The 23717-nt window shown below is 31.8% G+C and carries 21 protein-coding genes and 2 tRNA genes; 13 read left to right on the top strand and 10 right to left on the bottom strand.

Translation table 11 applies throughout. The annotated features are described in order from the left end of the window. Positions 1 to 63 precede the first annotated feature (63 nt). Entirely contained in the window at positions 64 to 282 is a 219-nt protein-coding gene (locus tag ACM6UH_RS09890) for an IDEAL domain-containing protein (RefSeq protein ID WP_011303465.1), read from the bottom strand. A gap of 251 nt (positions 283 to 533) precedes the next feature. On the opposite strand from ACM6UH_RS09890, the gene ACM6UH_RS09885 reads away from it, so the two are divergent. From ACM6UH_RS09885 to ACM6UH_RS09870, 4 genes are all read left to right on the top strand, one after another. Beyond that, positions 534 to 1100, top strand: coding sequence for a competence protein ComK (locus tag ACM6UH_RS09885; protein ID WP_011303464.1), 567 nt, complete (start codon positions 534 to 536; stop codon positions 1098 to 1100). 153 nt (positions 1101 to 1253) lie between these two features. Beyond that, positions 1254 to 1328: transfer RNA gene (locus ACM6UH_RS09880), tRNA-Asn, on the top strand. Positions 1329 to 1330: 2 nt separating this feature from the next. Further along, positions 1331 to 1419, top strand: a tRNA-Ser gene (locus tag ACM6UH_RS09875). 211 nt (positions 1420 to 1630) lie between these two features. Continuing rightward, the gene (locus ACM6UH_RS09870; RefSeq protein ID WP_002483731.1) at positions 1631 to 2059 is read left to right on the top strand and encodes an organic hydroperoxide resistance protein; all 429 of its coding nucleotides are present in this window, start codon (positions 1631 to 1633) and stop codon (positions 2057 to 2059) included. Positions 2060 to 2145: 86 nt separating this feature from the next. On the opposite strand, the gene ACM6UH_RS09865 is transcribed toward ACM6UH_RS09870, so the two are convergent. Both ACM6UH_RS09865 and ACM6UH_RS09860 read right to left on the bottom strand, forming a co-directional pair. Continuing rightward, positions 2146 to 2235 carry an SAR1012 family small protein gene (locus tag ACM6UH_RS09865; protein ID WP_011303463.1) on the bottom strand — a complete coding sequence of 30 codons (90 nt, stop codon included), beginning with the start codon at positions 2233 to 2235 and terminating at the stop codon, positions 2146 to 2148. Positions 2236 to 2354: 119 nt separating this feature from the next. After that, positions 2355 to 2567 (bottom strand): TM2 domain-containing protein, encoded by a 213-nt coding sequence (locus ACM6UH_RS09860; protein ID WP_011303462.1) that lies wholly within the window; start codon positions 2565 to 2567, stop codon positions 2355 to 2357. 167 nt (positions 2568 to 2734) lie between these two features. Here ACM6UH_RS09860 and ACM6UH_RS09855 point away from each other — a divergent pair, with 167 nt between their 5' ends. After that, positions 2735 to 3292, top strand: coding sequence for a GNAT family N-acetyltransferase (locus ACM6UH_RS09855; RefSeq protein WP_011303461.1), 558 nt, complete (start codon positions 2735 to 2737; stop codon positions 3290 to 3292). 110 nt (positions 3293 to 3402) lie between these two features. On the opposite strand, the gene ACM6UH_RS09850 is transcribed toward ACM6UH_RS09855, so the two are convergent. Then, complete coding sequence (locus ACM6UH_RS09850) at positions 3403 to 4341, bottom strand: 1,4-dihydroxy-2-naphthoate polyprenyltransferase (RefSeq protein ID WP_011303460.1); 939 nt, start codon at positions 4339 to 4341, stop codon at positions 3403 to 3405. Between the two features lie 188 nt (positions 4342 to 4529). On the opposite strand from ACM6UH_RS09850, the gene ACM6UH_RS09845 reads away from it, so the two are divergent. The 5 genes from ACM6UH_RS09845 (at position 4530) to ACM6UH_RS09825 (ending at position 10052) form a co-directional block, all read left to right on the top strand. Then, positions 4530 to 5882, top strand: a complete 1353-nt coding sequence (locus ACM6UH_RS09845; protein ID WP_011303459.1) for an isochorismate synthase — start codon at positions 4530 to 4532, stop codon at positions 5880 to 5882. Continuing rightward, positions 5875 to 7557, top strand: coding sequence for a 2-succinyl-5-enolpyruvyl-6-hydroxy-3-cyclohexene-1-carboxylic-acid synthase (gene menD / locus ACM6UH_RS09840; protein ID WP_011303458.1), 1683 nt, complete (start codon positions 5875 to 5877; stop codon positions 7555 to 7557). Before ACM6UH_RS09845 ends, menD begins: the two co-directional genes overlap by 8 nt. Further along, positions 7544 to 8350, top strand: a complete 807-nt coding sequence (menH, locus tag ACM6UH_RS09835) for a 2-succinyl-6-hydroxy-2,4-cyclohexadiene-1-carboxylate synthase (protein WP_011303457.1) — start codon at positions 7544 to 7546, stop codon at positions 8348 to 8350. The genes menD and menH overlap by 14 nt, the downstream gene beginning before the upstream one ends. Continuing rightward, positions 8343 to 9161 carry a 1,4-dihydroxy-2-naphthoyl-CoA synthase gene (menB, locus tag ACM6UH_RS09830; RefSeq protein WP_002483725.1) on the top strand — a complete coding sequence of 273 codons (819 nt, stop codon included), beginning with the start codon at positions 8343 to 8345 and terminating at the stop codon, positions 9159 to 9161. The genes menH and menB overlap by 8 nt, the downstream gene beginning before the upstream one ends. A 438-nt stretch (positions 9162 to 9599) precedes the next feature. Continuing rightward, positions 9600 to 10052: a MarR family winged helix-turn-helix transcriptional regulator gene (locus ACM6UH_RS09825; protein ID WP_011303456.1), complete on the top strand. Its 453-nt coding sequence runs from the start codon at positions 9600 to 9602 to the stop codon at positions 10050 to 10052. Between the two features lie 94 nt (positions 10053 to 10146). Here ACM6UH_RS09825 and ACM6UH_RS09820 read toward each other — a convergent pair whose 3' ends face one another. Continuing rightward, positions 10147 to 11307, bottom strand: coding sequence for an aminotransferase class I/II-fold pyridoxal phosphate-dependent enzyme (locus tag ACM6UH_RS09820; RefSeq protein ID WP_011303455.1), 1161 nt, complete (start codon positions 11305 to 11307; stop codon positions 10147 to 10149). Positions 11308 to 11550: 243 nt separating this feature from the next. Next, on the bottom strand, positions 11551 to 12555 hold the full coding sequence (locus ACM6UH_RS09815) for an acyltransferase family protein (RefSeq protein WP_011303454.1): 1005 nt from the start codon (positions 12553 to 12555) through the stop codon (positions 11551 to 11553). A gap of 200 nt (positions 12556 to 12755) precedes the next feature. Between ACM6UH_RS09815 and ACM6UH_RS09810 the strand changes: the two genes are divergently transcribed. Continuing rightward, positions 12756 to 13181 carry a MarR family transcriptional regulator gene (locus ACM6UH_RS09810; RefSeq protein ID WP_002483721.1) on the top strand — a complete coding sequence of 142 codons (426 nt, stop codon included), beginning with the start codon at positions 12756 to 12758 and terminating at the stop codon, positions 13179 to 13181. Between the two features lie 193 nt (positions 13182 to 13374). Here ACM6UH_RS09810 and ACM6UH_RS09805 read toward each other — a convergent pair whose 3' ends face one another. The 4 genes from ACM6UH_RS09805 to ACM6UH_RS09790 all read right to left on the bottom strand — a co-directional run bounded on the left by ACM6UH_RS09805 (position 13375) and on the right by ACM6UH_RS09790 (position 20284). After that, on the bottom strand, positions 13375 to 17766 hold the full coding sequence (locus ACM6UH_RS09805) for a GW dipeptide domain-containing protein (RefSeq protein WP_069793627.1): 4392 nt from the start codon (positions 17764 to 17766) through the stop codon (positions 13375 to 13377). A 234-nt stretch (positions 17767 to 18000) separates the two neighbouring features. Next, positions 18001 to 18423, bottom strand: coding sequence for a GNAT family N-acetyltransferase (locus ACM6UH_RS09800; protein WP_011303452.1), 423 nt, complete (start codon positions 18421 to 18423; stop codon positions 18001 to 18003). A 77-nt stretch (positions 18424 to 18500) separates the two neighbouring features. After that, on the bottom strand, positions 18501 to 18971 hold the full coding sequence (locus tag ACM6UH_RS09795; protein WP_011303451.1) for a DUF2538 family protein: 471 nt from the start codon (positions 18969 to 18971) through the stop codon (positions 18501 to 18503). A gap of 20 nt (positions 18972 to 18991) precedes the next feature. Beyond that, a complete protein-coding gene (locus ACM6UH_RS09790; protein ID WP_011303450.1) occupies positions 18992 to 20284 on the bottom strand; it encodes an LCP family protein in 1293 nt (430 codons plus the stop codon). A gap of 573 nt (positions 20285 to 20857) precedes the next feature. Here ACM6UH_RS09790 and ACM6UH_RS09785 point away from each other — a divergent pair. Then, complete coding sequence (locus ACM6UH_RS09785; protein WP_011303449.1) at positions 20858 to 22516, top strand: phospho-sugar mutase; 1659 nt, start codon at positions 20858 to 20860, stop codon at positions 22514 to 22516. A gap of 20 nt (positions 22517 to 22536) precedes the next feature. After that, complete coding sequence (locus ACM6UH_RS09780; protein ID WP_011303448.1) at positions 22537 to 23712, top strand: serine hydrolase domain-containing protein; 1176 nt, start codon at positions 22537 to 22539, stop codon at positions 23710 to 23712. The last annotated feature ends 5 nt before the right edge of the window (positions 23713 to 23717 follow it).

Here is a 23717-nt window from a genome sequence, read left to right as displayed (position 1 = left end):
GTCTATTCTCTATCTTAATTTTAAGTAGGGAATAGACCTTATTTTAAGTAACAAAACAATAAATTAACCAACGAGAAATTCCTCCAAATTTTTGTATTCTTCAGTATAGCGTTTGAAATCATTCTCGTTTTTATTTTTTAAAGCATTATCAATGAGTTGTTCCAATTTTTGCTTACGGACGTTCCGCAATGATTCATCTATGATCAATTCAATGCCTAAATCATTAATCGTAGATACAAATGATTCTAGTGTATTGTACTTTACATGTGTATTATGTTTCATAATCAACACAGCCCCTCTATCTATATTTATATACAGTATACAAGGTTTTAATTTTTAAATCAATGAATATTCAGACTTTTCCGAAAAAATAAGTGTAAAATGCAACTTTACAAAAAATAAATTAATGCAAAAGTATAGATACTAAAAATTAATTGCAGAAAATTTATAAAAATTATTATTATATAAGTTGATTTTAAGATGTTTGTATTATATTATTTGATTGTCGCCATAATATATAAGGAGGTAAAAATATGATTCAACCCTATATCATTAAAAAAGGGGATATGGTTTTACAACCATGCAGTTTATCAACTGGTAAGTATGAAGGTAGTTATCTTTTAAAGTATAAGGATGACAGCAAAGTTCTAAAAGAACGTGTTCCAAAGATTATTGATCGATCGTGTAGATTTTATGGTAGTAGTTATAATTTTAAGAAAGAAGATACGATGAGAATTACTGGCATAAGCAGTAAACCCCCAATTTTATTTACTCCACTTTTTCCTACTTATTTTTTCCCAACGCACTCTGATAGAAAAGAAGAAAATACTTGGATTAATATTCATTATGTTCACCAAATCAAACCACTAAAAGAAAAGAAATGTAAAGTGACATTTGTAGATAATCAAACAATTGTAGCTAACATTTCAGCACATAGCATGCATCATCAATACCTAAATGGTATTTATTATTACTATATGATGGATAGGGCAGCAAGAGTTGCTACCTTTGATCCAGAATCTCCTATTGATTATACAAAACCTCAATTAAATATTTATGAAGCATTAGCAAAATATTCATTATTTGAAAATAAATCATAGTAAATTTGGCGACGTAAGCATGTAAAAATGATATATGTGGAATATTATATTAATTTAGTGTAAATATTCCGCATATTTTTTTACGTTTACTACTTGAAAATTTAACGAGAGTTGATATAATAATATTTGTGCTTGATTAGAGCAACCCATTATTCCACAGTAGCTCAGTGGTAGAGCTATCGGCTGTTAACCGATCGGTCGTAGGTTCGAGTCCTACCTGTGGAGCCATTGGAAACGTACTCAAGTTGGCTGAAGAGGCGCCCCTGCTAAGGGTGTAGGTCGCGAGAGCGGCGCGAGGGTTCGAATCCCTCCGTTTCCGTAATATAAAACTTTGTTTTAAACACCGTAATCCTTTTTGGGATTGCGGTGTTTTTTTGTGCGTTTAAAGTAAGTGAATTAAGTAGTGTTTGCAATTCTATAAAATAGCTCAAATCATATTTTTGTTAATCACAAAAAAATAATGTTATATTAATAATGAATTAATGTTGATTGTATAAAAAAACAATATAATTTTAAAAGGAGATTTTAAGATGGTCAAACCTTTATATGAAACAAAAGTGATTAGCAATGGTGGAAGAGATGGTAAAGTATTTAGTGAAGATAATACATTTTATCAGGATTTAGCAGTGCCGAAAGAGATGGGTGGTAATGGCGTAACAGAATCTAATCCCGAGCAGCTATTTGCAGCAGGTTACAGTGCATGTTTTAACAATGCACTTATGCATATTTTAAAAAGCGATAGTAAAGGCACGATTGAACCAGAAGTAAGTGTGACAGCTTATTTATTACCAGACAAGAATGACGGTGGTGTTAAATTAGCTGCAGAATTAGATGTAACGTTAACTGATATGACTCAGGAAGAAGCAGAAACTTATGTTGAAAAAGCGCATAACTATTGTCCATATTCTAAGGCTTTAAAAGAATCAATCGATATTGAAATTCAAGTCAGTGTCAACTAAATTAACGAAGATAGAAAAAGCTTATAACCCTTAAAGTACAAGGCGTTATAAGCTTTTTTGATTTATACAATTTGCGATTAGCTTTATTATTTATTTTTACTTATTAAATTTCTAATTGCTTTAACAATATAACCTACAGCTAAAGCTCTGAATACACGTTGAATAATATTTTTCATCCTAAGACCTCCCAAAATACAATTGAAATGTTTTAATTTGCGTTATTTTCTATTTACCCAATTTTAAGACAAAATATAGATGATTTTGCAAATTCATAAATTTTATAAGAGGTTAAAGTCTATTTCTCGAGGATAATCAATCCATCTTCATCAGCTTTGTTGAAAAATATTGTTAACAATCCACTAATAATCGCAATGATATAGGGGATACCAGTCCAAAAGAAAATAAGGTGAAGTATTCCTTGTAAAAGCTGATTTGAATAAAATTTGTGTATACCACACCAGCCTAAAATAAACGCAAGTACGACGTAAATGACTTTATTTACTTTCATTATTCCATATCCTTTCATAAATTATAGTTAATACGGTAATTATCTCTTATCTTTTACGATACAACAATTGATTTAAAAGAGAAAAATTAAATAGTATTAACTTCGAAATTTTAGATTTTATCATTTATAATTAAAATAAATAATTAATGAAGCTGAGGAGATTATATATGATTAGAAAAGCAAATCCAAACGATATTCAAAAAATTGCAGAATTGTGTTACATCATTTGGCAAGAACTAGAAGTTGATATGGTAAAAGGTATTGAAAAGGAACGTTTACTGAAAGTAATGGAGCAAAGTATGATTGAGGTACCTTACAGAGGTCATTATAGCAATACATGGATATATGAAATAGATGGAGAGGTAGCAGGGTGCTTAATTGCATATCCTGGCAATAAGGAATTAGAAATGGAACGTGCGTGGCTAGATATGACGTTAGACGATGATATTAGAGCATACGGATCGCCGATGCCGATGAAAGAAGCTAATGATGATGAATGGTATATAGAGACAGTCGCAACATTTCCACAATATCGTGGAAGAGGTGTTGCCACACAGTTAGTTAAACATGTGCTAAATGCATATAAAGATGGAAAATGGAGTTTAAATTGTGATGTAACTAATGAAGGCGCATTAAGTGTGTATAAAAAGTTGGGATTTGAAGCGAATAGTAAATTTGATCTATATGGTCATATACATTATCACATGGTTTATAAAGCGAATTAAAAAAGCCGAGACATGAATATATGTCTCGACTTAATTCAGCTTATTTACAGTGGTTAACAGGGAGGAAAATGTATACGTCCGAGTCATGGGAATGTGACACTAGCACGTTCTTAAATACCACCAAGTAATGCGCTAACATAAATACCTAATGCATATAGTAAACCAAAGAATGTATTGGTTTTACCTGTCGCTGCCATCGCTGGCATCATTGTTTGAGGTGTATCGTTTTTCTTGAATCTACGCACGGCTTTAATTGGCATTGGGAATGAAAGTAATGCTAATAAAAAGAAGATTGAACCACCAGGGATAAAGAAAGTGATATAAATAACAAGTACATAGGCAATAATATACATGAGGCCTAAGAAGCGTACTGAATTATTTTTGCCTAATAAGATTGGTAGTGTCTTTCGACCACTTTCTTTATCTTTAACACGATCTCGAATATTGTTGGCCATATTGATAAGACCAATAGTGATTACAATTGGAATGCTTATCCAAACAACAAAGCTTTGTAAATTGCCAGTTTGAATAAAGAATGCAATTAATATAATAATCATACCCATAAACACACCAGAAAACAGTTCGCCGAATGGTGTCCATGAGATTGGTAAAGGACCACCAGTATACAAATAACCAACTGCCATACAAACTAGACCAATTGGCAGTAACCAGAATGAGCTTTGTATTGCAATGAAAATACCTAATAACGCAGCTATAATATAGAATGCAATGGCTAAATTCATTACTAATTTGGGACTCATACCATTTCGAACAATGGCGCCTCCGATGCCAACTGAAGTATGGTCATCTAAGCCTTTTTTGAAATCATAGTATTCGTTAAACATGTTCGTTGCAGCTTGTATTAATAGACAGGCAATTAACATAGCTAATAAGAGACTTAGTTTTAAATGATCTTCACTCCCCAGTAAGAAGAGCTTAGCTGAAGCAGTACCAACGAGTACAGGTACGACAGCAGCAGTCAATGTATGTGGTCTCATTAACTGCCAGTACTTTTTGACAGTTGAATATTGTTGATATTGAGATGACATAATGATTTACCTCGAATTCTTTAAATTTATGATATTTTTTATCTAATATATTTTAATAGAATAAGGTGTAAAGGTCAAATTACGTAAAAATTTGTAGTAACGAAATAAGCTAGAAACCATACACACATTGTGAAAAGTGGTACAATATTATAATGAGTGTAAACTGATAAATGAAAGAAGTGAAATAGATGACATTAGACCTCAGGGAAAGTGAAATTGTCGAAGCGGTATACGAAAGTAATCATACTTGGGTTTCAGTAGAAGCAAAAATAGACTATGAATTAGATCCTACAGTATTATTCCATTTGACTGAAGAAAATGCTGGAGACCGTTTTTATTACAAGAAAAATGACAACAAAACTTCATTCTTTGGCTATCATGCTATTACTAGATTTAAAAATGATTTTGAAAATAAACAATCTATTTTTCGAGAATGGCAAAAATACAAAAGTGATATTGAATTAATACATCCGAGCTCCGATAAACATCATCTGAAGATTTGCGGAGGTTTCCAATTCTCAATGCATAAATCTGGTGATGAGTGGCGAGAATTTGGTATTAATCATTTTATACTACCAGAAGTATTAATAACTATGGAAAATGGTGTTTCTTATATTACTTATACTGTAAAAGCAGAACAATTTGAAATTGAACAATTTAAAGCGTTGATTGCACATTTAACTCAAAATACAATAGATTCTGAGTTTGAAATTGGTAATATTAAACGCATTGAAGATATATATAAAGATGAATGGCGTGATTTAGTTAAGGATACAATTGATGTATTAGATGAACATAAAAAAATTGTATTAGCGAGAAAACGTTTGGTTATGTTTGATAAAAATATCAATATACCGTATATCTTACAAAAAGCATCACAAGGTGAACATAATAGTTACTTATTTGTCTTAGAGTCACAGGATAGTATATTCTTCTCGCAAACACCGGAACAATTAATGGAAGTTAACAATGGTATATTATCTACCAAGGCTGTTGCTGGAACAATCAAACGTACACATCAAGATGAAGTAGATAAAGAAAATATACAGGCTTTCTTAAATGATGATAAAAATTTAAACGAACATCGTTTCGTAGTAGAAAGTATATTAAACGATATAGCACCTTATGTTAGAGATATTACTTTTAACGAAACACCGCAGATATTAACCAATGATCATTTATATCACCTATATACAAAAATTAAGGGTCAATTAGAAAATGATTCATATATTGGATTGTTAGACAATTTACATCCAACACCAGCGCTTGGAGGCTATCCAAAAGCTGAAGCAATTGAATACATTGAACAAAATGAATTCGGTACGCGTGGATTATATGGTGCACCTGTTGGATATATAGATATGAATGATGATTGCGAGTTTATTGTAGCAATTAGATCCATGCTAATTAAGAAAAACCAGGCCACATTATTTGCTGGTTGTGGCATTGTGAAAAATTCTGATGCGGATAGTGAAGTCGAAGAAACTGCAGTTAAATTTAACCCTATGATGAAAGCTTTAGGAGTCGAGGAATATGAATAATCATACAGATGCATTAACAAAGCAGGTCTTTACAATTGTTTCTGAATTATATGCTTATGGCATTAGAGAAGTAGTTATAAGTCCTGGATCGCGTTCTACACCACTAGCAATTGCTATAGAAGCGCATCCCAAATTGAAATCGTGGATTCATCCAGATGAAAGAAGTGCAGCCTTTTTTGCAATGGGTTTGATGAAAGGTAGTGAAAAACCAGTCGCTATCCTTTGTACATCAGGAAGTGCAGCTGCTAACTATACACCTGCGATTTCCGAAAGCAGTTTGAGTCACTTACCATTAGTTGTACTTACAAGTGATCGACCTCATGAATTAAGAGGCATTGGTGCACCTCAGGCAATAAATCAAACGAATATGTTTGCTAATTATGTGCAGTATCAGTTTGATTTTCCAATTGCTGAAAAGAATGATAATGAAGATATAATGGCGAATACAATTAAATTCCAATTGCAAAAAGCGAGTCAATTTCTTTATGGCCCACATCGAGGACCCATACATCTTAATTTACCTTTTAGAGAACCATTAACACCAAATACTGAAAAAGTAGAATGGTTAACTTCAGATACAAAGATATTGCCACACTATCAAAAAACAACGAGTTTAAATGAAATTAGTGCAATGATGAAAAAAAGAAAAGGTTTAATCATTGTTGGTGATATGCAACATCAAGATGTGGATCAAATTCTTACATTTTCAACAATCCATGATATGCCAATTTTAGCTGATCCATTGAGTCAATTAAGACGTGAACACCATCCGAATGTGGTTACGACTTATGATCTATTGTTGAGATCAGGTTTAGAATTAGAGGCTGATTTTGTCATTCGTGTTGGTAAACCTGTAATTTCGAAAAAATTAAATCAATGGTTAAAAGTAACAGAAGCATTCCAAATATTAGTACAAAATAATGATCGTCCGGATGCATTTCCGATCACCCCACACGTATCATATGAAATGTCTGCTAATGATTTCTTTAGACAATTATCAGAGATGCCAACAGTTGAGCGTAAGCAATGGTTAGAGAAATGGCAAACAGTGGAAAAACATGCAATAGTAGAAATCAAAGATCATTTAAGAACTGCTACAGATGAAGCTGCTTATGTGGGTAATGTATTAGATAAATTAACCAAGGATGATGCTATATTTGTGAGCAATAGTATGCCAATTCGTGATGTTGATAATCTATTTATTGATTGTGAGGCAGAAGTATTCGCGAATCGTGGTGCGAACGGTATAGATGGTGTCACATCTACGGCGTTAGGTATGGCCGTGCATAAAAAGATTACATTGTTGATTGGAGATTTAGCATTTTACCATGATATGAATGGCTTATTAATGTCTAAATTGAATGATATACAACTCAATATCGTCTTACTTAATAATGATGGTGGCGGTATCTTTTCATATTTACCTCAAAAAAATGAGGCAGATGCATATTTTGAAAGATTGTTCGGTACACCAACTGGATTGAATTTTGAACATACGGCGTTATTATATGATTTTGCATTTGATCGATTTGATACGATTGAAGCCTTTAAATATGCAGATTTATCGCAATTTGGTTCACATATTTACGAAATCATGACACATCGAGAAGATAACAAACAGCAACATCTTAAACTCTATAAAAAGTTGAGTGATATTATCGATGTTACATTATAAATTTCATCAATCAACCGTACCAACAGACAAATTGTTAGTCATGTTGCATGGCTTTATTAGTGATCAACAGACATTTGATCAACATATTCATAGTCTAAATAAAAATATAAATATTTTAACTATTGATTTACCGGGTCATGGTGCAGATCAGTCTGATTTAGAGCATAAATGGGATTTTCCTTTTATAAGTCATGAGTTAGATCAAACGTTGCGATTATTTACAAATTATCAAATTTACTTACATGGTTATTCTATGGGTGGTAGAATTGGACTTTACTATGCTTTATATGGTCAAGCGCAATTAACAGGGCTTATACTAGAAAGTACATCTCCTGGAATTGAAAACAGTGATGAGCGACAAGAAAGACAGCTAGTTGATCAAGCTAGAGCAAAAGTGCTTGAAATAGCTGGCTTAGAGGTGTTTGTGAATGATTGGGAAAAATTACCGTTGTTTTATACGCAGTATGAGTTAGATAAATCAACAAGAAACGCAATTCGTGATATGAGATTACGTCAAAATCCAATGCGTTTAGCCAAAGCTTTGCGTGATTATGGAACTGGACAAATGCCGAACTTATGGCCACAATTAAATCAAATTCAAATACCGACGTGTATCATAGTAGGTGAATTAGATGGTAAGTTCTGTAAAATAGCTAAAAATATCGTTTCAGTTATGCCAAATTTTGAAATGCATGTTGTTGCTAATAGTGGACATACAATTCATGTGGAAGAAATGGCAGAATTTGATAGAATAGTAATAGGTTTTATTAATAAGGAGGAGCAAAATGACTAGACAGTGGGAAACAATTAGAGAATATAAAGAAATTAAATATGAATTATATGATGGTATTGCAAAAGTTACAATTAATCGTCCTGAAGTACGTAATGCATTCACACCAAATACGGTACAAGAAATGATTGATGCATTTACAAGAGCACGTGACGACCAACGTATTTCTGTCATTATTTTGACAGGTGAAGGAGATAAAGCGTTTTGTTCTGGCGGAGACCAAAAAGTCCGTGGCCATGGTGGTTATGTAGGCGATGATCAAATTCCACGTTTGAACGTTTTAGATTTACAAAGACTTATTCGTGTAATCCCTAAACCTGTAGTTGCAATGGTTAGAGGTTATGCTATCGGTGGCGGTAACGTATTGAACGTTGTATGTGATTTAACAATTGCTGCAGATAATGCTATCTTTGGCCAAACAGGACCTAAAGTAGGTTCGTTTGATGCTGGCTATGGTTCAGGTTATTTAGCTCGTATCGTAGGACATAAAAAAGCACGTGAAATTTGGTACTTATGTCGTCAATATAATGCTCAGGAAGCATTGGACATGGGCTTAGTCAATACGGTTGTTCCTTTAGATCAAGTTGAAGATGAAACAGTACAATGGTGTCAAGAAATGAAACAACATTCTCCTACAGCATTAAGATTCTTAAAAGCAGCTATGAATGCTGATACGGATGGATTAGCTGGTTTACAACAAATGGCAGGAGACGCTACTTTACTTTATTACACAACGGATGAAGCTAAAGAAGGTAGAGATGCATTTAAAGAAAAACGTGATCCTGATTTTGATCAATTCCCTAAATTCCCATAAAAATTTAGGATGTGAAAGTATTGTAATAGGATTACCTGAGCTAAAGCTCAAGCATAAGAACTACTTATTCACATATAATGTGAAAGTAGTTCTAAGTTGTACTTTATATCTACTGGTAATTAAGAAAAGAGTCTGGACATTTTGACATGTGCCAGGCTCTTTTTTATTAATTTTAGAATATCAATTGTATTTAATAATTAATAATAATATTAATATTCAAGCGTACTAATATTGGTAGATTATGATTTGTTATTGTGAGTTAGTTAAAAATTTTAGAATGTAAATTCAAAATATTTACCTTAATGTTTTAGTTTTTCTTTTCAAAATAATAAATGGTGGTATATCTTTATATGTGAAAACTTTTTTACAATTAATTATTAAATTTGACTATTATTAAAACATCTATTAATATTATTATTAATAGATTGGGGGAGACAGATGACTTCAAACGATTATGATCAAATGAGAAAAGAAATGTGCTATTTATTTTATATTACTAGTAAAGAAGTAGTAAATAGATTTAATAAGTATTTAAAGCAATTTGATATTAGCTTTCCGAATTATATTGTCTTACTTTATATTGAAAATGATAAACCTATATATATTAAAACCTTATGTGATGAACTTTATTTAGATTCAGGTACAATCAGTCCAATTATTAAACGTTTAGAAAAAAAATCACTTATTGAGCGTATGAGAACGGAAGAAGATGAGCGCAGAGTGAAGGTTCGATTAACTGAAAAAGGATTAGAATTGAAAGATCATTTTCCAAAAATATCAGAGGATGTCATTCAACAGTTTAATATGAAGAGGGAAGATTCTCTTGCTTATTATGAAATTTTAAAAACGTTCGCTGAACAAAATATATATATAAATGATGAAGAAAGATAAATATAACAAGATTGAATAGCTGACGAGCAGCACTTGTTTATAAAAAAACCGAGTAAAAGTTATTAATAGACATAACTTTTACTCGGTTTTTAATTTAATTATATTTATTTTTAAGGTAATCTTCTAATCTTCTCATGGCTTCTTTTAAAGCATCAAGTTCGTATGCGTAAGATATACGAACATGCCCCTTTCCAATATCAGTAAAAGATGAACCAGGTACAATTGCAACATGAGCATTTTCCAGAACATCTACACAAAAGTCAAAATCGTTTTCTGTAAAGCGTTGAATACTTGGGAAAATATAAAAAGCACCTTCAGGTTTGGCATCGAGTTCAAAACCTAATGATTCAAGTTTTTGTATAAGGAAATTACGGCGTTCAATATATGCTTGGTTCATATATTGTGGTGCTTCAAGTCCTTCGTTCAATGCAGCGATACAAGCAATTTGTGCTGGTACATTTGCACAAATACAATTGTAGGCATGCATAAAAGTTAATTTTTCAATAAGATATTCTGGACCTATTAAGAATCCAATGCGAATACCTGTAGCAGAGTGAGATTTACTTAAACCACCAACTAATAATAATTGTTCTCTAATAGATGGGAATTCAGCGAATGATGTATGTTTGCCAGTAAAAGTGTTTTCAGCATATATCTCATCACTAATAACAAATATAGGCATATGCTTTAAAGTTTCAGTTAGTGCTTGAACCTCATTGTGGTTCAAAATGACGCCCGTTGGATTAGTAGGGTAGTTTAGTAATATGGCTTTGGTCTTCGCAGTTAAATGTGCCTCTATAGCTTCAGGTGTGACTTTATAATTCGTCTCTGTGGTATCAATATAAACCGGCACGCCACCTAATGTTTTGATAAGTGGAATATAGCCAGAATATACTGGACCTGGTATTAATATTTCATCACCTTCATCAATGATGCTTCTTAATGCAGTATCTAATGCTTCACTAGCACCGTTGGTAATAATAATTTCTTCGGAACTATATTTAAATCCATAACGTTGATGGAAATATTGGCTAACTGCATTTCTTGTTTCCACTAGACCTTTATTATGTGAATAGCTTGTTTGATTTTCATTTATTGCCTGGATATAAGCAGATTTAACAACATCAGGCATTGGAAAATCTGGTTGACCAATTGTTAAATTAATACAGTCTTTTATACCGCTAATACGGCTTGAAAATTGACGAATACTTGGTGCACTTAAATGTTTTGAATTATTATTTAATGATAGTTTCATTGTATAAATCACCTCAAGATTTAAAAATACCAAATTTAATTTTATATGTAGAGTTAGAGCGAGAATCAAAGATAGCTTTGGCTTTTGATTCTCGCTCCACAAGCATGTCGATATAAAGTTATAATGGATAGCAAAAATTTATATCATGCTTATTTTTTAATGATACTTGCTATAAAGCGATTGCGTTAATTAATGGTTACGCATCATTACTTTAAATATATCATATCGCGTTTCACAGTACCTTTATTCTTTGAATTTAGAAGGGGATTGTAGATTAATAATTGGATTTGTCCATTTTGATACAAAACGTGTTGATAATGCATAGACAATAATCGTCGTAAAGAGCAGTAAATAGACATAAGTTAATATCGATACTGAATCTTTAAATGGATAAATACCGAATCCACGTATAACCCCGATGACTAAACCATGTAATAAATAAACATACATTGTTCTACGTCCAATATAAGTGTAAAACTTTTCTTTTTCTGGTATTAGATTTAAGAAAGAGAAAAGTGTTATTAAAATTATGAAATAAAGTAATAACCTTTTAATAGGACTGTATAAGTCTTGTTTACCTTCGAGTGACATATAGGGTGAGTCACCTAATAACCTATCTGCATTAATAGGATGATATGTATAAGTAACATAAAATACAATCAAAATGATGATAGAGATTGGAACAAGTTTTTTATTTTTTAAAGTTTGGATATGCTTATTCGTAAACAGATAACCTAAATAAAATATTGGAAAGAACATGATGGTTCTTGAAAAGCTTAGATAATTATCGATATTTGATGAATAACCCGCAAATAATGAGATAATTATAGCAATCGGTAAAACATAGTATGGTTTATAATCCTTCACGATTACTAATATAACGTGGAAAAAGAATAATGTAAGTAAAAACCATAATGCAAATACTGGATCGAATGGATCAAATTTCACACTATCTTCTTTACCAGTTAAATAATAGTAAAAAGAGAAAAAGCCAAAGAAAATAACGTAAGGAATTAATAGTTTTTTAGAGACTTTTTCTAAATAACCAGCTTGGCCTGCTTTTTTTGCAAAATAACCAGAAATAAATAAAAAGCCCGGCATATGAAAGCTGTATATTGTTAAATACAATGAAGAAAGATGTTTACTGGCTTCTGTATATGGCTGTAATAAATGGCCAAACACAACAAGAAAGATTAACATTGCTCTAGCATTATCGAAAAAGTAATCTCTCTCTTTCAATTGTGACATTATTTTGCTCCTTTTATATATGCGATAAATTTTATATGCGCTACTTCTAATTTATTATAAAACATATGAGAAATGCAACAAAATAGTACAATTTGTCTTTTATTATTGTATATTAGGAAGAATACTATTATAATATTAGAAAATAAAATAGTGTATTTAACCTCTTAAGAATTTAATTTAAAGTAGTGGAGATGACCAACATGTATAAACAACTAGAACAATTAATTACACTGACGAGCAATGATCTTAATTTAGTAAGTAGACGATTTGGACAACGTACAGATTTAACTTCAGAGCAATTGGAGATGCTAAGAATTTTATATAATTATAAAAAGTTATCTCAATATGATTTAACAATGAAGATTAATAAAGAACAATCTATCGTATCACGTTGGATCAAGAAGTTATGTCAAATGGGTTATATCACGAGCAAACAATCCAATAAGGATATGAGATGCAAAGATTTAATGGTGACAGAGAAGTCAAAAGCTTTAGTCGAACAAATAAATGAAGTTAGGATAGCGCTAATCGAAGCACGATGTCAAAATTTAACAGCTAAAGATATTGAAAGCTTAAATCAGTTATTAAAAAAATTAAATGCACATCATACATATTTTATTAAATGAAATATAAAATAAACGAAGCGTAGGTGATATATAGCACTTTTTTGAAAAGTGATGTATTACCTACGTTTCGTTTAATATCTTTTGTTATTTATAAAGCATAAAGTGATTTTTACTTTTTAGTCATCAAATACCAAAAATTGGGATACAGGTAAAGCTGATAAACATTTAATAATGTCTCTAAAAAGTAGTACGATTATTTATAAGTATCTACGTCGAAGTATTTACCTAATTTACCCATTGAATCATAAAACCCTTTAATACGTGTAGCATTATGTGCTGCCCATGCTACATCTGTTGCATATTGATGAACACCTGGATTTTCAGGGTTCCAACGCATTTTGTAAAGTGTGTTTTGACCTTGATTGATATATGAGCCAGCGATGAATTTAGCACCACCAACAATTGCTTTTTTAACAGTATTCCAACCATTATTCTTGGCTGTAGCGAAACCTTGTTTAACAGCATCGCTATCAACAGCACCAATACCAAACATATTATAGTATTTATCTTTGCCATTAGTTACGACTTTACCGTTAACAACATCTCCGCCATTAGCTAGTTTAGATGTACCATTACCAGTTTCAAGTAGGGCATGTGAAATTAAATATACTTCATTGATATTATAAGCTTTGGCAGCTTCGCTAAATGCTTCACCTTGGCCTTCTAAAATACCTTTACCAACTAATAGTTTATCCAAATCAGCTGAAGAAATATTTTGTGATTTATCTAAACGTAAGAATTGATATTTTTGAGTTGGATCTTTAATTAATTTGCTAGAATCCATAGCATTTTTAATTTCAGTTGCAGAAGCATCTTCCCATTTACCAGCTGTATGTTGAATTTGTGGTTTGAATTTCAATCCTTTTTGGATAGCAACTGCTTGATCAAGTGTAAGACCTGATTTGTAATATTTCACTAATTCTTTACGTAAGTCATCTTCTTTTACCCAAACAACTTTACCATTAGCTAATTTACCATGGTACCAAGTGACACCATTAATGACTTGTTTTTCATATACAGTGAAAATACCTTCATAAAAGTCTTTCAATGAACCAGCAGCTTTTCCTGTTAATGGATCAATATAATAACTACCTTTTTGGTTATGAATGATGTAATCATATTTTATAGGTGTTACAGCTGATTTTGTAACGCTAGGTGTCTTCGTGGTACTATTTAAATCTTTTGCAGCAATCCAACCAGTTTTATTATTAACAATACCGTAGATATATTCATCTTTGTCAACGTAGACTGATTTTGATGCATTAAATTGATTGTTTTTTACATTTTTTAAAGTATCTAGTTGTTGTGATTTTGTACCCCAAGGGACAGCATAAAGACCATTATTTGTAGCTTTAACAGTATATTGACCATTTTTAGCCGTTGTCTTACTTAAGTTACGTGTATTGATATCTTTTGTATTAACCCAACCGATTGGTGTGTTTTGATTTGTATTTTGGATTAAGACATATGTGTTATTGCCTTGTGTACGTTGTTTAGTAACAGTAAATGTTTTACCTGAGAATTTAGATGCATCTTTACCTTTTGGATCATAAACTGTTGTTTTAATTCCAGAATTAGTAGCATTTAATTGACCAATCTTACTTACAGTTTGTGTTTGAGTTGCTGCTGGTTTCTTAGCAGTCTCTTTAACTGTTATATCTCCAGTTTGCATCCAACCTAAATTAGTATTGGTTTTATTATCAGTAATTAAATAAAATGCATTGCTACCTAAAGTTGCTTTTTTACTTAATTTGTATGTTTGACCATTCACATATGATTTTTGTACACCTTGCTTATCATATACAGATGTATATACACCATGATTAGATTTAGCAACTGTACCTTGTTGATTAGTTAAATTAGATACAACTAACTTGGCAGTCGTAGACGGCTTGCTTGGCGTCGTAGATGGTGCTGTTAATTTACTTAAGCTAACCCATCCAGTTAAATTATTTACAGTACCATAAATATAGTTTGTTTTACCAATTTGTTGTTGCTTAGTTGCTTTAAATGTTTGAGCTGATTTACCTGAAACAGAACCTGCTTTTTGACTACTTGTTCCCCAAGGAACTGTATAAATCACTTCTCCAGGATTAATTTTATAAGTTTTATTGATTTTTGCAGCGGCTTTAGCGGCGTTATAACTCACATCACCTTGATGTACCCAACCAATTAAAGTGCCTTTGTTATAGTCAGAAACTAAATAGTATTGTTCTTTACCTAAAGTAGCAGATTTAGTAACTTTAAGTGTTTGGTTTACACGATCAGTCTTTTTACCTTTTTGGTCATAAACGGTTGTGTATAAACCATCATTTTTTGAGTTGATACGGCCTACGCCATTATTTTCAGTAACTTTAACGGTACCTGATTTTGATGGGGGAGTTGTGCCTGTGTTTCCAGAACCAGTGCTACCACCAGTACCACCTGTACTGCCAGAAGAAGTAGTACCCCATGCTGCTGCTTGACCAGTTTTAATTAAATATTTTTCATAAATTAAATCGTAAAGTTCATCATAGCTATAATTATGTGCTGCTAAGTAACCATGAGGGTCAGAGTGGTCAGAACCACCTAGATAATTGCTGACTGCTTGGTGAGTCCATACCGTACCAACACCATCATATTCAGCACTGTCTGGGACTAAACCATAATATTGTAGGTTAGTTGCTGCGTAGTCTGCATAATTATTTATTGAACGTGCAAAAGAGTCATAGTCATGCGTATGAACTAATTCAACATGTATAAAACGATCATTTGCTTGTGGACCGGCACCCCATGCTAAGTAGTCAGTATTTGCAGTTTCAATAATACGATCACCATCTACATATGCATGAACAAAAGCGCTCGTGTAATTATTCTTCATATAGTTAATCTCACCAGTGATAGTTGAATTATCATTAGCAGTATCATGCATTACAATACCTTCAGGTTTGCCATAACGGTAATTATATTGAGGTAAGTAATTTGCTATATCTTGTTCGTAATTTGGTGCTTTAAAATTATTTTTACGAATATAGTTATTAATTGATGAATTAACTTTTGGTGAATATTTAGGTAATGCCGCACGTGTTGTTGCTTCTTTAGTTACTGCAGAACGTGTTGCTACTGCAGTATTAGCACTAGTAGTAGCTACTCTAAGCTTAGGTGTTACTTTTGCACTAAATGTAGCTGGCTGTACTTTGTTTTCTGCTGTAGAAGCTTCTTTAGATGATGTAGATACTTTGGCATTATCTTGCTTGTCATTAGAAATAACGTCATCTTCTTTAGAAGTTGCTTTGTCATCTTGAGTGGCAGATTCATTTTGATCTGCTATATCAGAAGCGTTAGCGTCACTATAAGTGTCGTCTTGTTTATCACTAGAAGCAACGTCTTCATTAGAAGTTTCTGCTTTATCATTTTGAGCAACAGATTCGTTTTGATCTGCTATATCAGAAGCGTTAGCGTCACTATGAGTGTCGTCTTGCTTAACATCAGAAGAAGCAACGTCATCTTCATTAGAAGTTTCTGCTTTATCATTTTGAGTTTCAGATTCGTTTTGATCTTTCACATCATCAGAAGCGTTAGCGTCACTATGAGTGTCGTCTTGATTAACGTCAGAAGAAGCAACGTCATCTTCATTAGAAGTTTCTGCTTTGTCATCTTGAGTTTCAGATTCATTTTGATCTGCTACATCAGAAGTGTTAGCGTCACTATGAGTGTCGTCTTGCTTAACATCAGAAGAAGCAACGTCATCTTCATTAGAAGATTCTGCTTTATCATTTTGAGTCTCAGATTCGTTTTGATCTTTTACATCATCAGAAGCGTTATCGTCACTTTGAGTGTCGTCTTGTTTAAAGTACGAAGAAGCAACGTCTTCATTAGAAGTTTCTGCTTTGTCATCTTGAGTTTCAGATTCATTTTTATCTGCTACATCAGAAGTGTTAGCGTCACTATGAGTGCCGTCTTGCTTAACGTCAGAAGAAGCAACGTCTTCATTAGAAGTTTCTGCTTTGTCATTTTGAGCAACAGGTTCATTTTGATTTGCTACATCAGACGAATTTTCATCTGTATTTGTTTCTTCAGCATTCGAACTCACATCATTAGATGTCTGTGATGCTTCATTAGTTGAATTTGTTTCTGATTGTATTGAGTCAGTGTTGTTTTCTTCATTCTCTTGGTTGTTATCTTCAACAGAAGTTTGCTCAGTATCTAAAGATTTCGTGTCATTATCTGATGAAACATCTTGTTGATCTTCTTGAACGTCTGTTTCCTGATTATATGTATCTTGATTTGATGTTTGTTCAGAAGTTTGATCATTCAACTCATCTAACTGCGCATCATAATTTGTATCTTCATTTGAAGATGCATCTTTTACTTGTGTAGGGTCTTGGTATGTTTGTGTACCTGAAATGTTAGTTGTTGGTTTGCTAATTTCAGATTTAATTTGTTCACTTTGGTTAAGTGCTTTTTCGTCATCCAATACATTTTTATTCGGAGTTTGATCTTGTGTATTACTTGCTGCTTGAGCATGATGAGTTGTCAAAGCTGTACCTGCTAATGTAAGTGCTACAATCGAAGGTACCTTATAAGTGTTCTTTTTCTTAGCCATTTAACTGCCCCTTTAACTATATATATTTGTATCCTATTATAATACGACGAAAGACCTAGAGGCTGGTTTTTACTGTTTTGTAATATAAAATTAATCTAAAGCCAGTATTAAAAAATTATAAAGCTAATAGAAAAGCGTTATAACGCCTAATTTACATTATATTAAAATATTACACTTTCTGAAATATTACAAAATTTAAATGAAGAATAACTGTAATATTCGGATGAAAAATTTTTAAATTATTTTTGTCATAGCAATGTGTTCGATATTTTCTTCCATAAAGATATCACCAATAGATTTATAACCAAGCGCTTCATAAAAGGACTTGGCATGATATTGTGCATTTAACGCCAATTTACTATAACCTTGTTGTTTTGCAGATGTTTCAAGAAATTGCATAAGTAATTGACCATATCCTGATTTACGGTGCGTCGCTCTAACAGCTACACGTTCTATTTTTACACTATCATTTACAGGACGAAATCTTCCAGTAGCAAAAGGTATATGATTTGAATCATAACCAATGACATGAGTGGCAACGTCTTCAAATTGATCAATTTCATTTTCTAATGGAACACCTTGTTCTTTCACAAATACTTCTTTACGAATTTCTAATGCATCGTCCATCATTTTAGGTGTAGTCACAATATTAAACATATATTTACCTCTTTTCTCATTTTAGATATTAAAAATACCCTACCATAAAATAGATGGTAGGGTAGAGTTATTTGAATTTATTGTGCTTCTTTTCTTACGATTGCTGTATACTGCCAAAAAATACGCATTTGTGCAATATTCCAGTTATTCATTCCCATGGTAAAGCCAGAAGGTTTGAATAGGTTTACATCGGTTACTTCTAACGCTGCAGCAATCAAGTATTGGATAGGTACACTGATTTGCTTCATAGTATCAGTGATACCATTTTGATCATATACCCAAGTAAATGGTAACTCAGATTCAAAAACATCAACTTTTTCAAATATTTCTGGGAGTGCAACGATGTAACACGCACCATCAACTACAGGATTAAGGTCACTATCTTTATAGTAAATGCGTAAGGCCTCATAATTCTCACGATGTTCATGATTAACGTAGAAAAATTCATTTCTGAATAGCGCCATATCTTTGCTGTGAATCAATTGCTGCTCTAAAACATTAAACATGCCATTCACATGTGCTAGTTTTTCATAAGTTTTGCGTGACATATTACGAGCTCCTTTCTAGATTAATATTGATTCGTTGGTACTTCTTGAGCGTTCTGTTGTTGGTTTGGATCAATTTGCTGTTGGTTAGGATCATTTTGTTGTTGATTAGAATCGTTCTGGGGTTGATTCACGTTATTTTGTTCGTTACCAAACTGATCCGTTTGTTGCTGATTATTATAATCTTCAGCGTTATTTGTTTCTGAGTTGCTATTGTCATTCTCATTTGATTGATTTTCATTACTATTTTCATCTTCCGAGCTATCTTTTTGTGATTTCGTTAGAAGACTATCATCTAACTCGGTTAATGGTACGAGTGTACCATAATAATCAATCACGCGTTGATTTAATAATTCATCTTTATCTTTAATTTTAGGTAAATCTAAGTCACTTCGCAACATATTTGTCGTTGACAGGATATTTTTTATATCTGGATTATAGTAATAAATGCCATTTAAATAATCATCGTCACCTTCAAGTTGTGAACTTTTTATTTTTATATCATCTTTTAAATAAGAAGTAGCAAGTACTTTTATTTCATCATAACTTAAATTATGTTTGGCATTTTTTCCGACAATTTCAACAACATCATCTAGTTTATTAAATGAGTCTGCTTTTTGTGCTTTTGCAAATAGTTTTTTAATTAAATCCATTTGTCTCTGACCACGTTTTAAATCTGAGTCTTGATGACGTGTTCTAGCTACAGCCAATGCTTCATCGCCATTAAGATTTTGATAGCCTTTTTTGACTTTAATTTTACCAGTATCGTTTGTATTTGGTTCATTAATGTTGTAAGGGACGTCATATTTAATGCCGCCCAATTCATCAACTGCATCAACAAACGCTTCCATATTAATTCTGACATAGTAATCGACTGGTAAATCTAATGTAGCCTCTACTGAGTCCATTGAAGCAGTAGGGCCTCCGTATGCATGTGCATGCGTAATTTTATCATAATAACCAACTTTTGGTATGTAGCTGATTGTATCACGCGGAATACTTAACATTCTAATTTGTTCCTTATCTGCATTAAAAGTAGATAATATCATTGCATCGGTTCTAGATTTTTCAGCTGTTTGTCCATTTTTTTCACGGCCACTATTATCATCAATTCCCAAAAATAGGATAGATATAGGATCTTTTGAAGGATTTACTTTAGAGTCACGTATATTTGACTTCCTAGAGGAATCACTATCATTAAAGGAAGACTCAAAAGCGCCTTGAGAAGATTTTAGCAATATGATCGCAAAAATAATTGGAACAACGACAAGAACTAATGAAAGAAATATTAAGAAATATTTTAAAAATTTATTCATGTTTGAAGCTCCCAAATTATTAGATTTTTTGTACATGTAACTATATTTATATTTTGATTTTACTTCTTTTTAACTTTGTAAATTATTTGTAAAGAAGAAAATGCACTATAAATTATAATTTTATTACTATCACTAAAAAATATCAACTATGAAGTTGTTAATTGTAATTTTATTGGCAATGTGTAATAAAATGATGAAACAATATGCACGCAGAAGTTATGTGTTAATCATAAATATACAATGCACTTGTCATGTATGATTAAGTAAATATGATTGTATTTAATCAAATCATCATTTATGAAATGATTTAAATCATTGAAAGTGGAAAGGTTAATAAATATAAAAATAGTATTACAATAATGTCATTTGATAAAATATGATTTATTTAAAGACATAGGATATAATATATATTGGAAATATCATCTTGTAGATGATTATAATTAAAAGATGTTAGAAATTTTAGATTGCCTTTATACTTAATTATAGCAAGTGTTGAAACAAATTTAATCATATTCCAGCATAAAGATATAATAAACGTACTAGGAATGAATGATTTGAGGAGGAAATATTATAGTGAAAGCACTTTGGTTAGAAAATATAAATGAAAGTTTAGTAAAGGATTTTTACGAAACACAAACAGAAGAAGAACAGAATGCTGGTTTTGAAGGGGTCTTATCATTTGGTACTGCAGGTATTAGAAGTACATTTGGTTTAGGACCAGCAAGGTTAAATGCTTTTACAGTCCGCAAAGTAGCGCTAGGTTTAGCTCAATATTTAAATCATAATGTTGATGACGCATCTGTTGTCATACATTTTGATACAAGATTTTTATCAAAAGCATTTTCACAAGAGATGGCAAGTGTGTTGGCAAATAATGGTATCACAGCTATTATTTCAGACAATTATAAATCGACACCAGAATTATCCTTTGCCGTAAGACATCTACAAGTAAATGCAGGCATCATGATTACAGCAAGTCATAATCCTAAAAATTATAATGGTATAAAGATTTATAATGAAAAGGGTGGACAATTATTACCTGAAGCTTCAGAGCAATTAAGTGAATATATAAATTCAATTGAAACACCATTAAATATTGAAAAAGGTGATTTTAATGCGTTCGTAGAAAACGGTAAAATAAAATATATGTCGAATGAAGTAACAGAAAGTTATAAAAAAGAAGTTAAGTCATTAGTAGGATCAATAGATGCACATGACGCAAAAGTCATATTGACGAGTTTACATGGTACGAGCCTACCTTTGGTATCTGACATTTTAACTGAATTAGATTATCATAATTTTGTTATAGAAAAAGAACAGTCAGAACCTAATGGTAATTTTCCAACAGTAGCTATTGCTAATCCTGAAGATGAAGCAGCTTTTACACTTGGCAAACAGCTAGCAGATAAAACAGATGCACAGCTTATTATTGCAACTGATCCTGATGCGGATCGATTAGGATTTATAGAACGTTATGGTGATAATGATTTTAGATATTTTAATGGCAATGAAATAGGGCTATTATTAATGAAATTAAGGTTCCAAGATTTAACTGAAGATAGTACGCCGCAATATATGATCAAATCAATAGTTACGAGCGAGCTAGCAGAAAGGTTAGCAACATCTCTCAATGTAGAAGTTAACGATGTTCTGACAGGTTTTAAATTCATTTCAGATTTAATAGAACACAAACAGAAAGATGATGATAAGCAATTACTGCTTGCATTTGAAGAAAGTCATGGGTACTTAGCACAACCTATTTCAAGAGATAAAGATGCTATACAAATGGTACCATTATTAGTTAAATATAAGAATTTACTTGATAAAAACGGTATAACATTTAAGGAAACAATTGAAGATATTTACGAAAATATCGGTTATTTCAAGGACAGAACACTTGCGCCTACATTTGAAGGAAAAGCCGGTGTTAAAAAAATAGAAAGTATTATGTCGCAATTTAGAAATGAACAGGTATTTTCTATATGTGGTATGGATGTACTAAAAATTGAGGACTATCATGTTGGAGAAGTTAGAGACATGATAACAGGTCATACTGAGAAATTAACATTACCAAAGACAAATTTAATTAGATTTATTTTTGAAAATGGTTTTATTGCGTTAAGACCTTCTGGTACAGAGCCAAAAATTAAATTATATTTTTCACTTGAAGTTGAAAATATTGATGAAATTACACAACAGTTTGAAGCAAACTATATTAATAATATAGTTTAAACAAATATAGAGGCAACATTATGACAACAAAGATACTCAAAAAAATAACAATCATTTTAATTATATTATTAATAGTAATTATTATTACAATCGCCTATAAGCTATATCATCGTAGTCATCAAGAAACGCCAATGGTACAAAATGAGACGAAACAAGAAACTACGAATAAACAAATGGGACATTTACAGACTATTGTCGATAATCAAAATCCACAGATGATGCAGATTAATCAATATCTTGAACAAGTTAAATTTAACGGTACTGCAGCTGTGTTCGAAAATGGTCAACTCAAATTAAATAAAGGATACGGTTTGCAAAACATTCAAGAAAATAAACAGAATCAAGCAGATACTTTATATTTAATTGGATCTTCTCAAAAGTTTGCAACAGGATTAATGTTGAAACAATTAGAAAGCGAAAATAAAATTAACATGAACGATTCTGTAACTAAATATTTGCCATGGTTTAAAATGAAGCAGCCAATTACTTTAAATCAACTCATGTTGCATAAAAGTGGATTGTTTAAATATAAAGCTTCTCCAAATTATAAAAATTTAAACGAAGCGGTACATGCAGTTCAACAAAAAGGCATTGAGCCTAAATTTTACAATAAAAATAGGTACAACGACGGAAATTATTTAGTATTATCGCGTGTGATTGAAGAAGTGACAAACAAGTCGTATAAGAAAAATTTTGAGGATAGAATTTCAAAACCGCAACATTTAAATTTCACTGCATTTTTCGATAATTCAAATTTTCAAGCATATATGGCTAAGGGTTATAAAAAGGATGGTAAATCTGGCAAACCACTACAACAGTATCCCAACGTTTTAGAACAGTATTATGGGGCGGGTAATTTGTACATGACGCCGAGTGATATGGGAAAATTGATTTTAGGATTACAAAATAATAGAATATTAAACAGCCATATATCAAAACCACTGATACATGAGAGTAAGACGTCTAAATATCCTCAACCTTATCGCTATGGGTTTTATTCCTTTGCAGATAAAAATAGAATTAATGGTGGTTTTTTTGGTCAAGTTTTTACGTCATATTTTAATGACAAGTATATTGTAATCCTAGGAACTAATTATGAAAATAGTGACGTGAATAATGAACAGAAAATCCAACATATTTACAATCAGATTTTAAAACAGGGTGGACCTTATAATCATGTGGGTAAATCATATTAATTGAA

This window comes from Staphylococcus sp. LKG4-2 (assembly GCF_050955665.1).
Taxonomy (GTDB): Bacteria; Bacillota; Bacilli; order Staphylococcales; family Staphylococcaceae; genus Staphylococcus; species Staphylococcus saprophyticus.
The sequence above is the reverse complement of the archived record's forward strand: the minus strand, read 5'-3'. Positions and strand labels throughout refer to the sequence as shown.